Source organism: Lysinibacillus sp. FJAT-14222 (assembly GCF_001278875.1).
In the GTDB taxonomy this organism is placed as follows: Bacteria; Bacillota; Bacilli; order Bacillales_A; family Planococcaceae; genus Lysinibacillus; species Lysinibacillus agricola.
Genome location: NZ_LIYL01000045.1, coordinates 43,416 through 60,548 on the forward strand (window position 1 = coordinate 43,416; position 17,133 = coordinate 60,548).

23 protein-coding genes, 1 other RNA gene and 1 pseudogene are annotated in these 17,133 nt (G+C 33.8%); 11 read left to right on the forward strand and 14 right to left on the reverse strand.

Going from position 1 to position 17,133, the window contains the following annotated elements; all coding sequences use genetic code 11:
* Window positions 1–109: 109 nt before the first annotated feature.
* From AN161_RS18610 to AN161_RS18620, 3 genes are all read left to right on the forward strand, one after another.
* A complete protein-coding gene (locus AN161_RS18610) occupies window positions 110–421 on the forward strand; it encodes a tyrosine-type recombinase/integrase (RefSeq protein WP_053595840.1) in 312 nt (103 codons plus the stop codon).
* A 128-nt stretch (window positions 422–549) separates the two neighbouring features.
* Window positions 550–1,188 (forward strand): YfbR-like 5'-deoxynucleotidase, encoded by a 639-nt coding sequence (locus AN161_RS18615; protein WP_082340220.1) that lies wholly within the window; start codon window positions 550–552, stop codon window positions 1,186–1,188.
* A gap of 104 nt (window positions 1,189–1,292) precedes the next feature.
* The gene (locus AN161_RS18620) at window positions 1,293–1,805 is read left to right on the forward strand and encodes a zf-HC2 domain-containing protein (protein ID WP_053595841.1); all 513 of its coding nucleotides are present in this window, start codon (window positions 1,293–1,295) and stop codon (window positions 1,803–1,805) included.
* Between the two features lie 53 nt (window positions 1,806–1,858).
* Here AN161_RS18620 and AN161_RS18625 read toward each other — a convergent pair whose 3' ends face one another.
* From AN161_RS18625 to AN161_RS18635, 3 genes are all read right to left on the reverse strand, one after another.
* Window positions 1,859–2,863 carry an anti-sigma factor gene (locus AN161_RS18625; protein ID WP_053595842.1) on the reverse strand — a complete coding sequence of 335 codons (1,005 nt, stop codon included), beginning with the start codon at window positions 2,861–2,863 and terminating at the stop codon, window positions 1,859–1,861.
* A complete protein-coding gene (locus AN161_RS18630) occupies window positions 2,856–3,386 on the reverse strand; it encodes a sigma-70 family RNA polymerase sigma factor (RefSeq protein ID WP_053595886.1) in 531 nt (176 codons plus the stop codon). Before AN161_RS18630 ends, AN161_RS18625 begins: the two co-directional genes overlap by 8 nt.
* A 382-nt stretch (window positions 3,387–3,768) precedes the next feature.
* Window positions 3,769–4,107 carry a zinc ribbon domain-containing protein YjdM gene (locus AN161_RS18635; RefSeq protein ID WP_053595843.1) on the reverse strand — a complete coding sequence of 113 codons (339 nt, stop codon included), beginning with the start codon at window positions 4,105–4,107 and terminating at the stop codon, window positions 3,769–3,771.
* Window positions 4,108–4,354: 247 nt separating this feature from the next.
* On the opposite strand from AN161_RS18635, the gene ssrS reads away from it, so the two are divergent.
* A non-coding RNA gene (gene ssrS / locus AN161_RS27725) (6S RNA) lies at window positions 4,355–4,547 on the forward strand.
* Between the two features lie 236 nt (window positions 4,548–4,783).
* On the forward strand, window positions 4,784–5,104 hold the full coding sequence (locus AN161_RS18640; RefSeq protein ID WP_053595844.1) for a hypothetical protein: 321 nt from the start codon (window positions 4,784–4,786) through the stop codon (window positions 5,102–5,104).
* 2 nt (window positions 5,105–5,106) lie between these two features.
* On the opposite strand, the gene istB is transcribed toward AN161_RS18640, so the two are convergent.
* From istB to AN161_RS18655, 3 genes are all read right to left on the reverse strand, one after another.
* On the reverse strand, window positions 5,107–5,772 hold the full coding sequence (istB, locus tag AN161_RS18645; protein WP_053595845.1) for an IS21-like element helper ATPase IstB: 666 nt from the start codon (window positions 5,770–5,772) through the stop codon (window positions 5,107–5,109).
* A 233-nt stretch (window positions 5,773–6,005) separates the two neighbouring features.
* On the reverse strand, window positions 6,006–6,212 hold the full coding sequence (locus AN161_RS18650) for a hypothetical protein (RefSeq protein ID WP_053595846.1): 207 nt from the start codon (window positions 6,210–6,212) through the stop codon (window positions 6,006–6,008).
* Window positions 6,213–6,242: 30 nt separating this feature from the next.
* Window positions 6,243–6,740 (reverse strand): hypothetical protein, encoded by a 498-nt coding sequence (locus tag AN161_RS18655; protein WP_053595847.1) that lies wholly within the window; start codon window positions 6,738–6,740, stop codon window positions 6,243–6,245.
* A 300-nt stretch (window positions 6,741–7,040) separates the two neighbouring features.
* Between AN161_RS18655 and AN161_RS30700 the strand changes: the two are divergent.
* A pseudogene (locus AN161_RS30700) lies at window positions 7,041–7,193 on the forward strand (site-specific integrase); the annotation flags it as partial.
* A gap of 332 nt (window positions 7,194–7,525) precedes the next feature.
* Here the strand turns inward: AN161_RS30700 and AN161_RS18660 are convergent.
* The gene (locus AN161_RS18660) at window positions 7,526–7,825 is read right to left on the reverse strand and encodes a hypothetical protein (protein WP_053595848.1); all 300 of its coding nucleotides are present in this window, start codon (window positions 7,823–7,825) and stop codon (window positions 7,526–7,528) included.
* 638 nt (window positions 7,826–8,463) lie between these two features.
* On the opposite strand from AN161_RS18660, the gene AN161_RS18665 reads away from it, so the two are divergent.
* Entirely contained in the window at window positions 8,464–8,706 is a 243-nt protein-coding gene (locus tag AN161_RS18665) for a DUF3923 family protein (protein ID WP_053595887.1), read from the forward strand.
* A 219-nt stretch (window positions 8,707–8,925) separates the two neighbouring features.
* Here AN161_RS18665 and AN161_RS18670 read toward each other — a convergent pair whose 3' ends face one another.
* Entirely contained in the window at window positions 8,926–10,107 is a 1,182-nt protein-coding gene (locus tag AN161_RS18670) for a NupC/NupG family nucleoside CNT transporter (RefSeq protein WP_053595849.1), read from the reverse strand.
* Window positions 10,108–10,526: 419 nt separating this feature from the next.
* Here AN161_RS18670 and AN161_RS18675 point away from each other — a divergent pair, with 419 nt between their 5' ends.
* Both AN161_RS18675 and AN161_RS18680 read left to right on the forward strand, forming a co-directional pair.
* Window positions 10,527–11,138, forward strand: a complete 612-nt coding sequence (locus AN161_RS18675) for a hypothetical protein (RefSeq protein WP_053595850.1) — start codon at window positions 10,527–10,529, stop codon at window positions 11,136–11,138.
* 164 nt (window positions 11,139–11,302) lie between these two features.
* A complete protein-coding gene (locus AN161_RS18680) occupies window positions 11,303–11,812 on the forward strand; it encodes a CamS family sex pheromone protein (RefSeq protein WP_241774602.1) in 510 nt (169 codons plus the stop codon).
* A 256-nt stretch (window positions 11,813–12,068) separates the two neighbouring features.
* On the opposite strand, the gene AN161_RS18685 is transcribed toward AN161_RS18680, so the two are convergent.
* Both AN161_RS18685 and AN161_RS18690 read right to left on the reverse strand, forming a co-directional pair.
* Window positions 12,069–12,488, reverse strand: a complete 420-nt coding sequence (locus tag AN161_RS18685; RefSeq protein WP_053595851.1) for a glyoxalase/bleomycin resistance/extradiol dioxygenase family protein — start codon at window positions 12,486–12,488, stop codon at window positions 12,069–12,071.
* A gap of 64 nt (window positions 12,489–12,552) precedes the next feature.
* Window positions 12,553–13,326, reverse strand: a complete 774-nt coding sequence (locus tag AN161_RS18690; protein WP_053595852.1) for a helix-turn-helix transcriptional regulator — start codon at window positions 13,324–13,326, stop codon at window positions 12,553–12,555.
* Window positions 13,327–13,463: 137 nt separating this feature from the next.
* Here AN161_RS18690 and AN161_RS18695 point away from each other — a divergent pair, with 137 nt between their 5' ends.
* On the forward strand, window positions 13,464–14,009 hold the full coding sequence (locus tag AN161_RS18695; protein WP_053595853.1) for a hypothetical protein: 546 nt from the start codon (window positions 13,464–13,466) through the stop codon (window positions 14,007–14,009).
* 81 nt (window positions 14,010–14,090) lie between these two features.
* Window positions 14,091–14,546, forward strand: a complete 456-nt coding sequence (locus AN161_RS18700; RefSeq protein WP_053595854.1) for a hypothetical protein — start codon at window positions 14,091–14,093, stop codon at window positions 14,544–14,546.
* A gap of 66 nt (window positions 14,547–14,612) precedes the next feature.
* On the opposite strand, the gene ytxJ is transcribed toward AN161_RS18700, so the two are convergent.
* From ytxJ to AN161_RS18720, 4 genes are all read right to left on the reverse strand, one after another.
* The gene (ytxJ, locus tag AN161_RS18705; protein ID WP_053595855.1) at window positions 14,613–14,939 is read right to left on the reverse strand and encodes a bacillithiol system redox-active protein YtxJ; all 327 of its coding nucleotides are present in this window, start codon (window positions 14,937–14,939) and stop codon (window positions 14,613–14,615) included.
* Between the two features lie 109 nt (window positions 14,940–15,048).
* Complete coding sequence (locus tag AN161_RS18710) at window positions 15,049–15,462, reverse strand: VOC family protein (RefSeq protein ID WP_053595856.1); 414 nt, start codon at window positions 15,460–15,462, stop codon at window positions 15,049–15,051.
* 281 nt (window positions 15,463–15,743) lie between these two features.
* Window positions 15,744–16,385, reverse strand: coding sequence for a 3-oxoacid CoA-transferase subunit B (locus AN161_RS18715; RefSeq protein WP_053595857.1), 642 nt, complete (start codon window positions 16,383–16,385; stop codon window positions 15,744–15,746).
* Window positions 16,385–17,092, reverse strand: a complete 708-nt coding sequence (locus AN161_RS18720; protein WP_053595858.1) for a CoA transferase subunit A — start codon at window positions 17,090–17,092, stop codon at window positions 16,385–16,387. The genes AN161_RS18715 and AN161_RS18720 overlap by 1 nt, the downstream gene beginning before the upstream one ends.
* Between the last annotated feature and the right edge of the window lie 41 nt (window positions 17,093–17,133).

Here is a 17,133-nt window from a genome sequence, read left to right on the forward strand (position 1 = left end):
AGAGATTCTTATCTGTATGTGGCCATTTATCATTATCATAACTGTATCTAATATTTTTAAACACGTAGGTCCAATTTAATTTACCTACTAAAAATAAATTGAACAAAAAATGCGTTATGGAATAAAACATAAAGAAAGTGATCATGTCTTTATCAATTTGAGAACTCTTAATTGTGTAGGTAGAAATATTGTTAATCGTATTTTGAACACTGCCTATGAGAATAAAGCGATTTCTAAAAGAATAACAGCTCATGGTTTAAGGCATTCCTTTGCATCCTTATTATGTGCTCAAGGAGTTGCAATAACAGTAGTTGCGAAAATGCTTGGCGATACACCTAATACTGTTTTAGATTATTATGCACACTCTTTAAAAGAAAAGGAAAAAGAGGCCGCGAAACTCATCACTAAGTTAATTGTTTAAAATCGTTAGGGTTTGGGGCACTTTTTGGGGAACCAACATTAAAAAATGCCCTTTAACCCTTTGTAAATTTATATCCCTAGACACTTCGAAACATATTATAGTAATATGCACTTATAGAACGAAAAGGAGTGATTTTTATAGGAATTCATCAATTTTTTACAAGTCTTAATGACCTAGAGCGTATTATTCGTTGCCCTGGACGCTTCAAATTTGAAGAGCACAATGTGGCTGCTCACTCTTGGAAGGTATCACAGTATGCGATGTTCTTTGCCACACTTGAGGAAATGAATGGAGCTACAATTAATTGGAAATCATTATATGAAAAAACAATCAACCACGACTTTGCTGAAGTATTTATCGGCGATATTAAAACTCCGGTAAAGCATGCGAGCCCAGAGCTTAAGCAAATGCTTGCACATGTGGAAGACAAAATGATGGAGAAATTTATTATTGATGAGATCCCTCAAGAGTTTCAGGCTGTCTTCTTTGAGCGCATGAAAGAAGGCAAGGATAAAACTATAGAGGGTCGCCTACTTGAGTTTGCTGATAAGCTTGACCAATTTTATGAAGCCTTTGCTGAGTTAAAACGCGGAAACACAGATAAAGAATTTGTGCATATGTATCAATCAGCTCTTTCCAAGATTTTAGCTATTCCACTTGAAGCTTCGGTTCACTATTTCCGTACTGAGATTCTGAAGGATGCTGTGAAGGAAAAAACACATATTGATATTCAAGCTTTGACAAATGAAGTGTTAACATCAAATTAATAAAGTGCATGTACAAGTTTTCCGAACGAATGAACTCGCGGAAGGCTTTTTTTATTTCCTCAAAAAAGTCGTATAATGAAAGGAGACCGATTGGAGGGAAGCTTTTGTCACAGGAATGTTCAATTGTAGAGGATTTATTACTTTTGTATAAGAAACAAGCGCTCCAAGCAACTACTATACAATTTGTCGAACACCATTTAGCTAATTGTGAGCATTGCCGGCAACTTGCTACTTCAAAGCAAACACAAGGCTATCATTTACTAATGAAAAGAACGGTAACATTTTTCCACCTTGTTTTTATCGTACTATCCTTTATGTTTGCCATTAACTCTTCCTTACTTGGCAATCAAACGAGCTTTGCTGTATCATACGCGATTTTTGGCTGTCTTACTTATTTCTTTTACAAAAATATTTGGATTGTTTTTGTCATCAGCTCTGTACCTGTTTTTGTATGGGCCATTATTAACAATATCAATAATTCACTCTATGTCACCCACTACTCCTTAACGGAAATTGGTACACTGTTGATTGGAGCTAGCTACATAGCACTTTTACATACTATTTTTGCACTATTTGGTGCCGCTTTTGCTATTTTATTTCGTAGGTTTACAAAATAATGTTCCACCTTGCAGAAGGAAGTTGTCTTAAGTATCTGAGACAACTTCTTTCATCACCAATTATACCCATTCATAAGTTCAACATCCCCTAGCATTTCATTAGAAATACCTTCTAAATCTTGAAGCATCCATAACTTTTTTGCCGGTCCTGTTACAACAGCACCATAAGCTTGAAATCCATTCTTTTTTATATAATCATAGCGTTCTTGCAAATGGTGTAAACCGAGAAACTCCTCATAATAGCTTTTCTTTTCATTTTTCAATAGTTTTTCCATATTTCTTACCATCCAACGCTGGCTATCTTTCACATTACTTGATAAGTCCTGTGCTTCAGATATATGTGAATAATCATCACTAACTGTTAAGCCTCCTGATAGACCGATTCTATCATAAATTGTAATTGTACCACTGGAGCGGCCAGAAGCAGTTGGTTCAAAGGATTTAAACTCACCTGTATATAATGGCATCCAAACGATTTGGACGTCGTACGGAGCAAGCATTTTTACCAATTCTATAGGCTCTTTAAATGTTGAAATTGAAAATGCCATTTCCGCTACAGTTCCATCAGGTAATTCTTCTAATATCTTCCATATATTATTGTTAAGTTGAGATGAGGTTGCTTTTCCCGTTACCGGATCTTCGGGTAAATTAAAATTAAATTGTTGTGATGTATTTGTCGACGGTAAGTCCATACTCAGAGATGAATTAGAATTCATTATAGATTTTTCAACATGCATTTCGCCGACTACAACCTTTTCCTTTCCTACCTGCTTCTCTAGAGGATAGCTAAATTTTTGTGTCAGGAATGGTGTTATTTCAGCAGGCGAATCCATAGAATATTGACCTTTCATATTTGGATGTAGCCATTCAAATACCATTAAAGAGTTATAAGCATGTTTAAGATCAGGACGCGTTTTATCAAAAACGATGGACACCCCTGCTATATAGAGAGCATAAATAACGAAGCATATTAGCAATATACGCAGTACTCGAAATGTTAACGTAAAACGGTATTTTCTTAAAATCTTTTTTTCATTCCCCTGCGACCACTCAGTCATGTTGGAAACCTCCATTCTTTTTCACTATTTCTTCTAATCTTTTTCGGGCACGATGCAAAAGTATTTTCACCTGCCCCTCAGAAAGCTCTAGGGCCTCCTGCAATTCTAAGTAGGTGAATTGTTCATATTCACGTAAATATAAAATCGTTCGGTAATTTTCAGGTAAAAATTTCAGCAACGCCTGTACATCTTCTGTCACTTCCTGCGTTAAAAAATCCTCTTCTGGTAACCCATACGGACTTAGCATTTCATCTTTCCAAAATAAGTGTGCGAATGGAATAGTCCTTCGCCTTTTCTGCTTACGCCATTCATCTAAATACGTGTTCCGTGCAACTTTGAATAACCATGCTCTCACATCCTCCTCTTTATAAAATGACAGCGATATCGTAGCTCGTACAAATGTTTCTTGCACTAAATCCTCCGCTATATGCACTGAACCAGACATCTTCAGCAGAAAATAATATAACGATTTCGCGTATTTTTCATAAAGTTGCTCAAGCTCGTTTTTCCGCTGTCTGTCCATGCCATCTCCCTCATTTCGTTTTTCACAAGTAAAACGTATGTCTTTGCTAAATGTTACAGTAATTACTAAATTTTTTATTAAAATCAATTTCACCTTGGCATAATTGAGTCCGGAGGCTTTGAGCCAACAGATGTTTTTTGCGCGATAGCGTAGTGCTAACGTAGCGTCAGCAAAAGGTTTTGTCTGTGCGAAAGCGAAGCGTCAGCAACAGCATGATGTTGATCACTCAGTCGTTGCCACAGGACGTGGCGTTCTTAGACTGTGTTTCTCTATTTCAGTAGGTGTTTAGACACCTACTGAATAAAAATAAAAAAGAGTCGATTTAGAATGGCCTTCCAACATCAAGTTGGGGAGCTTCATTTCACGACTCTTTTTACAGTAATTATGCTTTTTTTACGAACTCTGACTTTAATTTCATTGCACCAAAGCCATCGATTTTACAATCAATATTGTGATCGCCTTCAACGAGACGAATGCTTTTCACCTTTGTCCCAATTTTTAATGTTGAAGAACTACCTTTAACCTTTAAATCCTTAATAACTGTAACAGAATCGCCGTCCGCAAGTAGATTGCCATTAGCATCCTTTACGATTAGCGAATCTGCCTCCTGCTCCGTTCCATCAGTACTCCACTCATGCGCACATTCTGGACATACGAAGTTCGTTCCATCCTCATATGTGTATTCAGAATTACATTTTGGACAATTTGGATAAGCTGCCATTTCTGCTTCCTCCTTTTACTTTTTATCTAGGTAAACCCTATATATGCTCCTTTATCTTACATACTAAGCCCTACTAAGTAAAGGTTGTTCGTATTTTTCGTTCGCATTTGTGAATAATATTTGAATCTGTTTCAAGCTTTTGGAGATATTTCATTCTGGAAATGTATGAATTGGGACACTTGCCCATTGACTTTTTTGTACAAACCATCTTACTTGCAAGTTTATTTAACATGCCTTATTATATCCTTAAAGGCTGCATTGTTCGTACAATATTAAGTTTTAACCTTTAAGCTGTAAAAGGGAGTTTTATTATTGGAGTTGGAATGACGGGCCTCACACCATGGTGCATGAGGATAAGCAGGAAAGCTTCTGCGAACACCCACTTTGAGGAGTGGTGGTTTAAAACTTTCTATAATAACTACGGCATACGCGGCTTTTTAATTTAATCATACAGCCACATGGCTTTTGAGAGAATCACCCTCCAATAATGGAGGGTGATTTTTTTATGCAATTTTCTATCGTGTGCAAATCGTGTGCAAAAATTTAAAATATCGCATGAAAAAGCTTAGTAAAACGTAATAAGTGAACAAATTCAAATCAAGAACAGTCTATAGTATTTCTCATCTATTTGATTTATCATTACAATGGATATTATGTAATTTTCAAGAAAGATTGTATGTCTGTTACACTGTATTTTTCAAAAATCAATATTAATTCTCACATTATAGAAGTTTATGAGGAAAAAAGCGCACGTGAAGCAATTTTAAAAAAACTGTATTTAAATATTAAAGAGGATACAACCTACACTCAAAAAGAATTAAGAAAAGATGAAAACGGGGAAGAATTCATATATGAAGCTTATTTTAAGTTTAATCTAATCGAAAAATCCAATACTGATTATACACTCATAGGAAATGTAATTAAAACATCGAATTTATTTGTTAATTACAAATGTCAACTAAACTATGTACAAAAACGCTCACTTAATAGTGTATAAAATTACTCACCTTCTGGAGCTAGGTGATTCTTCAAACGATAGGAGTTGCCAACGATTGTGACAACTGTTGCGTGATGCAAAATGCGATCTAAAATCGCATTTGCTAATTTTGTCTCTTGGAACACCTCGTCCCAGGACTTGAAGTTGACGTTTGTTGTGAAAATGGTGCTGCGTTTTTCATAACGCATATCGATGAGCTGGAAGAATAATTTTGCATCCTCCGAATCAATCGGTAAATAACCAATCTCATCAATAATGAGTAATTTATATTTGGTGTAATGCTTCAAACGGCTTTCTAGACGATTCTCTAGGCGAGCCTTTTTTAAATTCTGGATTAAATCATGGCACTTCACAAAATACGTGCTTGTGCGTTTCTTTGCAGCTGCTATACCAATCGCTGATGCCAAATTCGTTTTTCCAACGCCGCTCGGACCTAAGAATACAATATTTTCGTTGCTTTCAATAAAACGTAATGTCGCAAAATCATGGATTTGCTGCGGGTTGATTGAAGGTTGAAATTCAAAATCAAAATCCTTAATTTCTTTTCGATGCGGAAATGCGCCTACTTTGACCATCGCATGCATCATATTTTGCTCACGTATATCGATTTCATAGTTTGGCTTGGCTATTGTTGTTGGTGTCTTAAATAAGGAAGCTATTAATTCCATAGTAAAGCATAATGTCCGTAGCGACGCGGAATCTGAAGGAAGCTGGCGGCAAAACCTTGGTCCGAGGTACACGAATCACATTCGGGGTTGTCCTTGCACTTGGCTAGTGGTTCGCATATCCCAACGCCCACAGTGAACTTTCATCACCTAGTTGGTGGACATGCCCGGCACACAAAAAAAGTCAACCCATTAACGAGTTGACTTCTCACTTATAGACATGTAAAACAGAATTTTCAGTTCTTACTAAATTTCAAAACAGCCAAATCAAACATCTTAAATAAAAGCTTTAATGTAACAAATCCAGCTGAAATTAAAATCATTAAATAAATAGAAAAATAAATTATACTTTTAAAATCATATATTACAGGTGGGTTGACAAACGCAATAGCAATTACAAAAGCCAAAATAAAAATAAAAAAATTACTATCTAAAAATTTCATAAGTAAACCCTCCTCAGTTATTATTTTTTATTAAAGCCATCCATTTGTTTCACAAAAATCTGTAAAGAACCAATATTCACCTTTTAAATTTTTGCACGCTTTAATAATACCATAAGTAATTACATGATAAATAATAACTGCACCTGCCGTTCCTATCAAATATTTTGCGATAGGAATTAAAATTGCAGGAATGAAACTAGGTGTTATTTCACCATTTTGCATTTCTAAGCTTTCGTCAAAACCAATCTCATTATTCATCTGCTCTACTTCAGTCACTGATAAACTTTCAAAATAGGCTTCAGCATTGTTTACCTCGTTCTTTGTCAAACCATTACTTAAAGCAAATTCAGTATCAAATTCGTATTTTTTTGTTAGTGTATTGTAATAAACAGATTCCGCAATAATTGTCCCCTTTTGTTCAAAATCTTCAGTAGCCATTGCTGTTGATCCAAACGGAAGAATAAATAAACTTATTATCATTGTTACCACAATTGTTAACTTCATATTTGATTTTTTTATTAGTTGCAAGATGGTCGCCTCCATTTTATTTATACTTACTGTTTGCTATAGCAAATATTTCCCTCGAGTACATACATCCTATCATTTCCATTACTTCCAATTCAATGGTAATTTAATGCCAATATTTGGCGCTCCTGTGGTTCTTTTATGATACAAAAGTAATTTTTTGGTAAATTTTGTGTTTAAACACTTGAAATCTTCATTTATTGATCGTTCTCTAAAATAATATTCTTCACAAAATGTCAATTTTAGCTTTAAATATAAACCGAAAATACTCAGGCTCAAAATAATTGAGTACCTGGGCATCCCCTCCCAGGTGTGCATGCAAAAATCATTTCCGAGCGTTTAGGACATTCAGACATTTCAATCACAATGAATACTTATGGACATGCATTAAAATCCGCAGATCGTGCAGCAGCTGATAAGTTTGAAATGCTGTTTTCGAAAAGTAATTCAAACTAGCATGTGCTAATGTGTGCAAAAATTCATTTAAAACAATTAAAAAATATTATATGCGAACAAAAACAGAACGCAATAAACATTGATACATCAATATTCCTTACAATCCATTCAATTGCATTTCAGTGCTATCACCACATTTGAGGAGTGGTGGTTTAAAACTTTCTATAATAACTACGGCATACGCGGCTTTTTAATTTAATCATACAGCCACAAGGCTTTTGAACGAACCACTCTCCATTATTGGAGGGTGATTTTTTTATCAAAATGACGTTGGGGTTAAAATGGGGTTCATATTCTTTGCAATTAAAAATAATCCACAATCAATTGTTTTATTAATCATCAACATCAGTGGAATATAAAGTTACAAAATCTAATTCAATTACATCTAAAATAGTTTTTATATAACCTTCAGTTTTCCCTTTTTCATATCCAGGTAAATGATTAAGAATACGAATTTTTAATATCCAACCAATATTTTTATTCTCTGAGTATTTATATTTCCCTTCATTATCTTGATTAGGATATAGCTCCATATAAACTCCCATTTCTTTATTTAAATTAAAATAAAAGTGTTTATAAATAAACGGGAGTTGTGCTTTAAGTAAATCTTTGTTTTTATTTTTTGAAAACATACGATTATAACGTTCTAAAAAATTAAACTTTTCATTATTAGCTTTTCATCTTTAGCTAAAGATACAATACCGTATTCTGTATTCTTTTCCACTTACTATCCCTCCAATTTTTCTTACACCCTTAATTCTATATTACCTCATATAAACTTTACTTGATAACTCACTCTTGTCCAGATAGAAAAACACTTCACGTTGTTTGATAAGGTACAATACCCGTTTTCCAACGAATAGTTATCTCATTTTTTAGGTCGTGCAAAACAGATTACTAATATCGGTTGTCTGCTTTTTTGTTTATTCAATTAGTCATTTATTTTTGTAAATTATATAGGAATCAGTCTTAAGGCTGAGAAGTAGCACCGTCTAAAGTTTGTTTCCAGTAAAAAGGAAAAGTGTTACAATTAAAAAACAATAATCGGAGCATTAAGATTCATCACCAAAAGTCGAGATGACATTTATTAAAGAGCGTAGTGATTTTAGAATGCTCATTGATCTTCGTTCCTGCTGGGCGACTCCTTCGTGATCAACATCCTGTTTTCCCATCTGGCACATTGGAAGCTTCGCTGAAAAAGAGATCTCCCCTAAGTTATGGTGGTAAACCAAATACAATTATGAATAGAAAGGAGATATGTATTTTGAGTATGAAAATATGGTGGGCTATAAATATTGTATGGTTATTCATTTTTGCTGCTGGGGCCATATTTATTGGAGTAAGAGAAGTTGATTATGCAGGGGTAGTTCAAACTCCTGAAGTTAGAATGGTCTCATTCATTGTTTTGGGTATTGTATTTTTGATTGTTGCACTGTTTCAACTAATACTACTCATTTTTATTCATTTTGTTAAAAAAGGTACAACCAATACTTCAACAAAAAGACTATCTTAACAACGGTGGTCTTTGTAGATTTCTAAGTCACTTAAATAAAGTGACTTTTTTATATGTACTAATGTAAAAGTGCCCATGTTCTATCTAACTCCCCTCCTATTCTTTAACCAAACTGTGCCGTTAGCTCCATGAAGTGCAAAAACCACACTCTTTAGTCATAAAAAAACTGCACCCTATAGATATTGGAGTGCAGTTCAAAACATATCAACTTTTTATAAATTAAATAACCAAACCAACAATTGTAGCTGTTAAGATACTAACAAGTGTGGCACCATACAATAACTTTAAGCCAAAACGAGCAACTACATTCCCTTGTCTTTCATTCAAACCTTTTACTGCTCCGGCAATAATACCGATCGATGAAAAGTTTGCAAAGGATACAAGAAAGACTGAAATAATAGCCAGTGTATGCGCACTCATAGACTTAGCTACTTCTCCAAGGCTTATCATTGCAACAAATTCATTCGTTACTAATTTTGTTGCCATAATTCCTCCAGCAGTAATAGCATCTGCCCACGGTACACCCATTAGGAAAGCAATTGGCGCAAAGATATAACCTAAAATATCTTGGAAGGATACACCCAAAATCATATCAAATAGTGAATTGATTAAATCCATTAATGCTACGAAACCGATCAGCATAGCCCCAACAATGATGGCTACTTTAAAGCCATCCATGATATATTCTCCAAGCATTTGGAAGAAAGATTGCTTATGCTCATCTTCAATTTTTAAAATATCTTCGCTTTCTTCTACTGTATACGGATTAATGATTGAAACAATAATGAATCCACCAAACAAGTTCAACACAATCGCCGTTACAACATATTTTGGTTCAATCATCGTCATATATGCGCCAACAACTGACATAGAAACGGTCGACATTGCAGATGCGCATAATGTATACATTCGCTGTGGACTAATTTTATCTAATTGTTTTTTTACAGTAATAAATACTTCAGATTGACCTACCATTGCAGAAGCAACAGCATTATATGATTCCAATTTCCCCATGCCATTTACTTTACTTAAAAGTAAACCTATCCATTTCATAACGAAAGGAAGAATTTTAAAATGCTGTAAGATCCCTATCAATGCAGATATAAATACAATTGGTAATAACACATTTAGGAAGAAGGAATACTCCCCTTCATTCGCTAAACCACCAAAAACAAACGTTATGCCCGTACTTGCGTAAGACAATAAATGATCAAATACATTTGTAAATCCTTTGATTAGAACATAACCAAACTTCGTATTTAGCAGTAATGCTGCCAATAAAAATTGGATGATCAACATAATAAGTATGTTTTTATATTTTATTTCTTTTTTGTTTTTACTCATCAACAGAGCCAGACCAAAAACAAGTAGCAATCCACAAATGGATATTAAGTATCTCATGAGTTCCTCCATAAATAATATTGATAATTTTTTTGCGTTCGATATCCGAAACTACAAATCCTTCTTCCACTCATTATGTTCCATTATTGGAACTGGAATAACAGCTATAGATCTTAAATCTGAAAATATGCAGACGGTCAGACGTCAGACAAATCACTTCACTATACATTGTTTTCACTAGCAATTCAATAGTTAAAGGAAAAAAACTCTGCGAAAAGTGTATACGCTTACAAGATTATCGTATAAAAAAGACCATCATAAATGATGGTCTCCGTTTACTACAAGTTCTAAATAGAATTCTCCTATTTTAATTAACCTATACTGCATCATTTCTTCTTTAAATTACATTATCTTTACATTATTGGTGTTCATTTGAATCCATAAGATAATTGGATATACTTAACATAGGAGGTGATAAAATGAATAAGTGGCTAAAAAGTTGGAGCATATTCATTTTTTCAATTGGAGGAATAGTAATAATACTAATATTCTGGCTAGTCTTTTCATTATTTAGTTTTAAGGCATCGATGATACCAGATAGAAAAGAAGAAGAAAAAGTAATTTCACAAGCGGAACAATACATACAAGAGAAATATCCGACTATGAAATACGAAATCTCCCATGTCCTTTATGATAATGATAAGGAATATCCTGATTTTGAATATGCCGCAGTAATTTTAAATACAGAAACACAAAAAACGTTCAAGGTTTATGAAAATAAACATACGAAACAAATGGAAGATAATATAATAATTCAAGAAGAAGCAAAATTCATAGAACAATTAAGACCAAAAGTTTATAGTTATATAACTAAAATATTTGGGGAACCGGAAAGTATTTCCTTTACACCTTCGTATACTACAAAAGCTGCACCTACGCTTAATATTCGGTTAAATAACAAAAAAGAAGAAATAAACGAAGACATGTTTCAATCTTTTATTGATTATTTACAGCATGAATTGAATGTTAAACATGCATATGTAAATTTTTTATATGATAATGAAACTGAGGCATGGAGTACGGATTTTTAAATAAAGCATGGGGTATATTTTTCCCACCGGAGGCTCTAACTTCTTTCGTCAGGTGTTTGAACGCCTGATGAAAGAAGTTAAATTTAATGCTTGCTCGGTAGATTCAATAAGTGATACATCACCTTTAAGTTCCCTTAACTCCAATGCTTCTTTAAAACATTGTTGTGCCTCAGCAATTCTCCCTAATTCTAACAAGCACTTTCCTTTATGTTGCATGGCAAAGTCCACATAAAACAAATTATTGTTTGCCTTATGTCCCTATCTATTTAACTTTATATCAAGAGTCCAATAAAAATGATATCATTCCAGGAATATTTTTAGCGGAAACATTTATTCCTGAAGGAGAGGTTACAATAGATAATTGGAATGATATCGATATAAAAAATTACACATTCCCTTCCGAGTCACTTAATAGTTTAGACAAAGATACTTATGGTAAATTATTAATTTTCAAAGAAGATATTCAAGAAGGCTTTAAACATTTAAATACTAAAATAATTGGTAACCTTCGATATGAAAACGGGAATTTAATCGATTTAAAAATAGATGTTCATGTACCTTTAATAAATGATACAGAATTGATTGGTCTTTTACAGTTGGCTAGTACTAAATTGAATATTATTTTATTTGATTATATTCCTATTACTATTACTATTATAGATCAAGACCAGTAACTTAATATTTTCAGTTGATTCCATTACTTTAATCTGCACTTAATCACAACCTTTTTATTCATAATTATAGCAAAATAAGAAGGTCTTCTTCGCTTCGTATAATGGGACTTATGTTAACTCTAACGATTTTTAACAAGAAATACTGAAATTACCTTATAAAATATTTAAAGCTCTCAGAACGATTCTGAGAGCTTTTTAGCTTGGTATAATATCAGTTTATGTCTATCATAAGATCACTTAACTATTTTCTAATTCTCTACTTTTGAGCATTCAATTCCCAAATAATCCCAAATTTATCTTCGATTTTAGCATATAATGAGTCCCAAAAAGTCTCCTCAAGTTTTGTAATACTCTTAGATCCAGTCGCTAACATCTTTTCTTCCAGACGTTTTATGTCAGCATTCTTTTCAAGTTCAAGCCATATGCTAACCTGTGAACCTGTAGAACATTCCTCTTTATTTTTCTTTTCAAGAAAATCATTTGCAAGAATAACACTTTCTCCAAGTTTAAAACTAGCATAAGCAATACAATCTTTACGACTTTCATCTTCCATATACTCTACATCTTCAAATGTAGATTTTTCTATAATTTCAGCTCCAAAAATATCAACATAATAATTTAATGCATCGCCACATTCATCATAAAAGAATAGATAAGGTGTTCCTGTTTTAATCATTTATTCATCCTCCATTTCATCATCTTATAACTATTTTATAGTCTTTTATTCAAATAATATTATTCTAGATTGTGTTCTTTAAACGAGAGATTAAAAGTTTCCCCACATTAACTAATATTGGTGGGTCTTCTGGTATTGCTTCTCTCAGCTTGATAGTATAACTATTTCCAGAAGATTTTGGAAAAGATAGCTTCTCATCTTCTTTTCCTCTTAAACTATTCCCTAAATTAAAATAAGATAGAATATTATTGGAACTGTTTATAGCACAAGATAATAAATAAAAGTCTCCACTTGGAATGTTTCTCAATATATTCCCTGTTAAATTTTTAGTAGCTAACCCAGATATAGGCATATGATTAGGTATAAGTGTATGGAAAAGTCCGATAAATACTATTCCCTTTTTTAAATCATCAGGTACTTCAATATTTACTGTGCAAAAAGATGCGTTTTTTTCTTCAAAATAAGCTATCGATTTACCCTTGTCATCATTTTCAAAATTTTTAATATCATAAAACATTTTATTCATTTCAGTTTTATACTCTTTAGGTGAACTACCTGTATATTTTTTAAAAATGTTCGTGAAGCTTCCGCTGCTTTCAAAACCTGAGTGTTCTTGTAATTCGATTATTTTTTTTTCTTCATCAAGTTCATTAATTGCCCTTTCAACTTTTAAACTGGAAAGCAATTCAACAACACTAAATCCATTTATTTCTTTAAATTTCCGACTAAAGTGATGTTTATCGTAACCAAAGTGAATTGCAATCTCTTCACTTGTCATTTTTCTATTAACAGCTTCTTCTGAAATAAAAGAAAGAATTTCGGGCATTTTAGTCTTCATTTTTTCCCCTTTTATATTTAATAATATCATGCTTATTCAACTAGGTATAATCTTAGGTTATGTAAACTGAACTAGTCTTAAATAAACATCTATATTATAATTTAAACTGATTAAAATAATAAAAAAGGGATGTTTTTATGGAAAAAAGAACAACAATTAAGCAAATTTTTATCAGTATAGGTCTATTTATAGCTGTTTATTTATTACTAAATTTAATATTCGATGTTATCGCAATGAGTTTATCACCTGAATATAATGAGATTGCTGATGAATATACTCATCCTCTAGTCACTTTATTATCAGTTTTATTTGCAGCGATAGTAACTATAATTGAATATGTAGTTAATAAAATTAAATATACAGAATTTTTTAAAAATAATGCTGAAAATATTAAAAGTAATATCAATATATTTACAAATAAACGAATTCGCATGTATAAAAAAGCAAATTTAATTTTCCAAGGTTATCTAGAACATGAAAAAGGAGCTCATACAGCTATTGCTCAAGAAAGAAACAATCAAAGTATTCAAATACATTCAGTAATAGAATTTAAGCAAGCATTAGAAAGCTATCCTGAACTAAAAGGTGGAGAGAATGTTACTCAATTATTAAAACAAATGGAAAATGCTGGGGTTGTCCTCTGGGATCCAACGGAAAAACAGGTTTTTGTAAAAACCTTTTAATTTAATTTATAACCTTCTTTCTTTTTGTATAATTCACCTCCATTTTGCGCATATATGGTAGTAACAAGGGAGGTCATTATATTGAAGAAGTTATTTTATCTGTTTTTACTAGTCACATTATTATTATCAGCTTGCGGGAAAAATACCGCTCCAAAGGAAGTTGCCGTCGATAAAAATACTTCCGTTGAAGATATAGTAGGAGCTATCGTCAAAAATAAATTCACTGTTGAAGAAAAGAATGGTATCGTATCAGTCTCTATACAGGATACAGATGTGAACAAAGGTATGAAAAGTCAAATGTTGAAAGATTCCACTAAAATATTTGCAGAGCTGTCTAAGCTACAAAGTGTTAAAACTCCAGCTATTAATTGGTATGCTCCGTTAACGGAACCAAGTGGCGACAAAACTATGACTGAGCTATTAAATATTTATTTTAGTGAGGAAGATTTTAGAAAGGTTGACTGGTCAAACTATGCCCAATTAGACATCGAATCCATTGCCACTCATTATCATCAAAGTGCTTCTATAGGACATTAGAAAGCTTTAATAGCAAGATACCCCTTCATGTATTACGAATGGGTATCTTTTTTTATCGCCCACAATCTAAACATACATACTAATTGCTTCAGACAAAAGCGCTTGTTTTATTTTGTAATGTGTTGCTTGCCAAATGCCTTTTTCGTCCTTCAAAATTAAAAGCTGTGGTGATTCATGCTTCACCTTTAGCTCCTTCTCAATGATATTTGAAATATCCCTATCCTTCTGCACAATAACTAAATACTTAGGTAAATTAGTTTCTAGTGCTTTAAATTCCTTTAATGCAGAAATGCTACTAATACATGTCATACTAAATTTTAATATTAGACAAGGCTTGTGTTTAGATTGCTGTAAAACTTCTCTCCATTGTTCAATCGTTTTAATTCGTTGCATACCGTGAACCTCCAACTTATAATCCTTTCATCTATTATATACCATATAGGGTATTAACATAAAAATACGAGCCTACAATAATGCAAGCTCGTACCCTTAATCACAATATTTAGATTCCCTCTGTATTCATCAAAACAAGTCGCCAGCCATCTGGATCTTCAATTGTGACACCTTTTTCAGCCCAATATAAATTTTCTGGCTCCACTTCGGGATAACCCATTTGCAATAGACGATTGGCTATATGTTGTATAGTTTCTTGCTTTGGAATATACAGTACAAGTAGATTGTCCTTTGTTGGTGCTGGGCAAGGACTTCCTTCAATATGCTCTGTAAATTCTAAATGGTAGTTAGCGTTTGGAAGGCCAATCATTATACCATTGTAGCCACGATGTCCTGTAAAAGAACCGATTTTTTCTAACCCTACACCTTCACAATAAAATTTTTCAATTTCCTTTAATCTATCAGTTGGCCTAGCAACACGTACCTGTGCCACCTGTAATTCATCTGTCCATTGCTGTCTCATAGTTATTTTTCTCCTTTTTAATTATTATATAATTAAAAAACAAAGCCCGAGAACAGCCTTTGGTCTGAAAAATACTAGCCTCCCTGAATGTATGATTGAAATACCCGTGAATGAGAGCAAAATACCCGCGATGTCGGTCGGAATACCCGCGAATTGGAGACAAATACCCGCGCAACCCACGTAAATACCCGCGAAGCGCCAATATTACCTTAAAAAATCACATATTCTATCGATAGCTGACGTTTCACTTTCACTAAGCCTTTGCAAAATGAAGATTAAACTTATATTGTTAAAGCTACGCTAAATGAAGCAGCTGTCTTCTCTGTTACTTCTTCTAAAGTGACACCCTCTGCTAATTCTATTAACTGCATACCTTCCTCAGTAAAGTCGAAAACAGCTAGGTCTGTAATTAATCTATGCACAACGCCTTTGCCTGTTAACGGTAGCTCACATTGTTTTTTAATTTTTGACTCACCGTTTTTATTGACATGCTCCATCACGACAATTACTCTTTTCGCTCCGACTACAAGGTCCATGGCGCCTCCCATACCTTTCACCATTTTCCCTGGTATCATCCAGTTCGCAAGGTCACCCGTTTCTGATACTTCCATGCCACCTAAAATAGCCAAATCGATATGACCTCCGCGAATCATGGCAAATGATTCGGCACTGTCAAAGAAAGAGGCACCCGGAACTGCAGTGACCGTTTCTTTACCCGCATTAATTAAATCCGGATCGACCGCGTCTTTTGCTGGGTATGGCCCAATACCAAGGAGTCCGTTTTCTGATTGTAAAAGGACGTCATAATCAGAAGGAATTGCATTGGCTACTAGCGTTGGGATACCAATACCTAAATTGACGTTCATACCATTTTGTATTTCTTTTACTGCTCTGTTCACTATTCTTTGTCTTGTATCAGCCATCACGCATCCCCCTTTTTTACCGTCAAACGCTCAATACGCTTCTCATAATTGCCACCTAGTAAAACGCGTTGCACGAACACTCCAGGTGTATGAACATAATCAGGATCTAGCTCTCCGACTTCAACGATTTCCTCTACTTCTACAATCGTAATTTTCCCTGCCATTGCAGCTAGTGGATTAAAGTTACGTGATGTTTTTCTGAAAACTAAATTACCTAGCTTGTCTGCCTTCCACGCCTTGACAAGCGCAAAATCTGCGACAATTCCTTTTTCTAAAATATATTCCTTCCCATCAAAGACCTTTACTTCCTTCCCCTCAGCAATGGGTGTTCCCACTCCAGTAGCTGTGTAAAAGCCTGGAATCCCAGCTCCGCCAGCTCGCATACGCTCTGCCAACGTACCTTGTGGTGTCAATTCTACTTCAAGCTCTCCACTTAAAAATTGCTGCTCGAAAATTTTATTTTCACCTACATAGGATGCAATCATTTTTTTGATTTGTTTATTTGCTAATAAAAGCCCTAAACCCCAATCATCCACACCGCAGTTATTGCTTACAACTGTTAAGTCCTTTGTTCCCCTTTGAACTAACGCTGCAATTGATTTTTCAGGAATACCACACAGCCCAAAGCCCCCTACTGCTAACGTATCCCCATCTTTAATATCAGCAATGGCCTCCTCAAACGAATTCCACACTTTCCCCTTCCCCATATCGAAACCCCCTAAAATTTCTCGTTTATTAAGAAAAATTC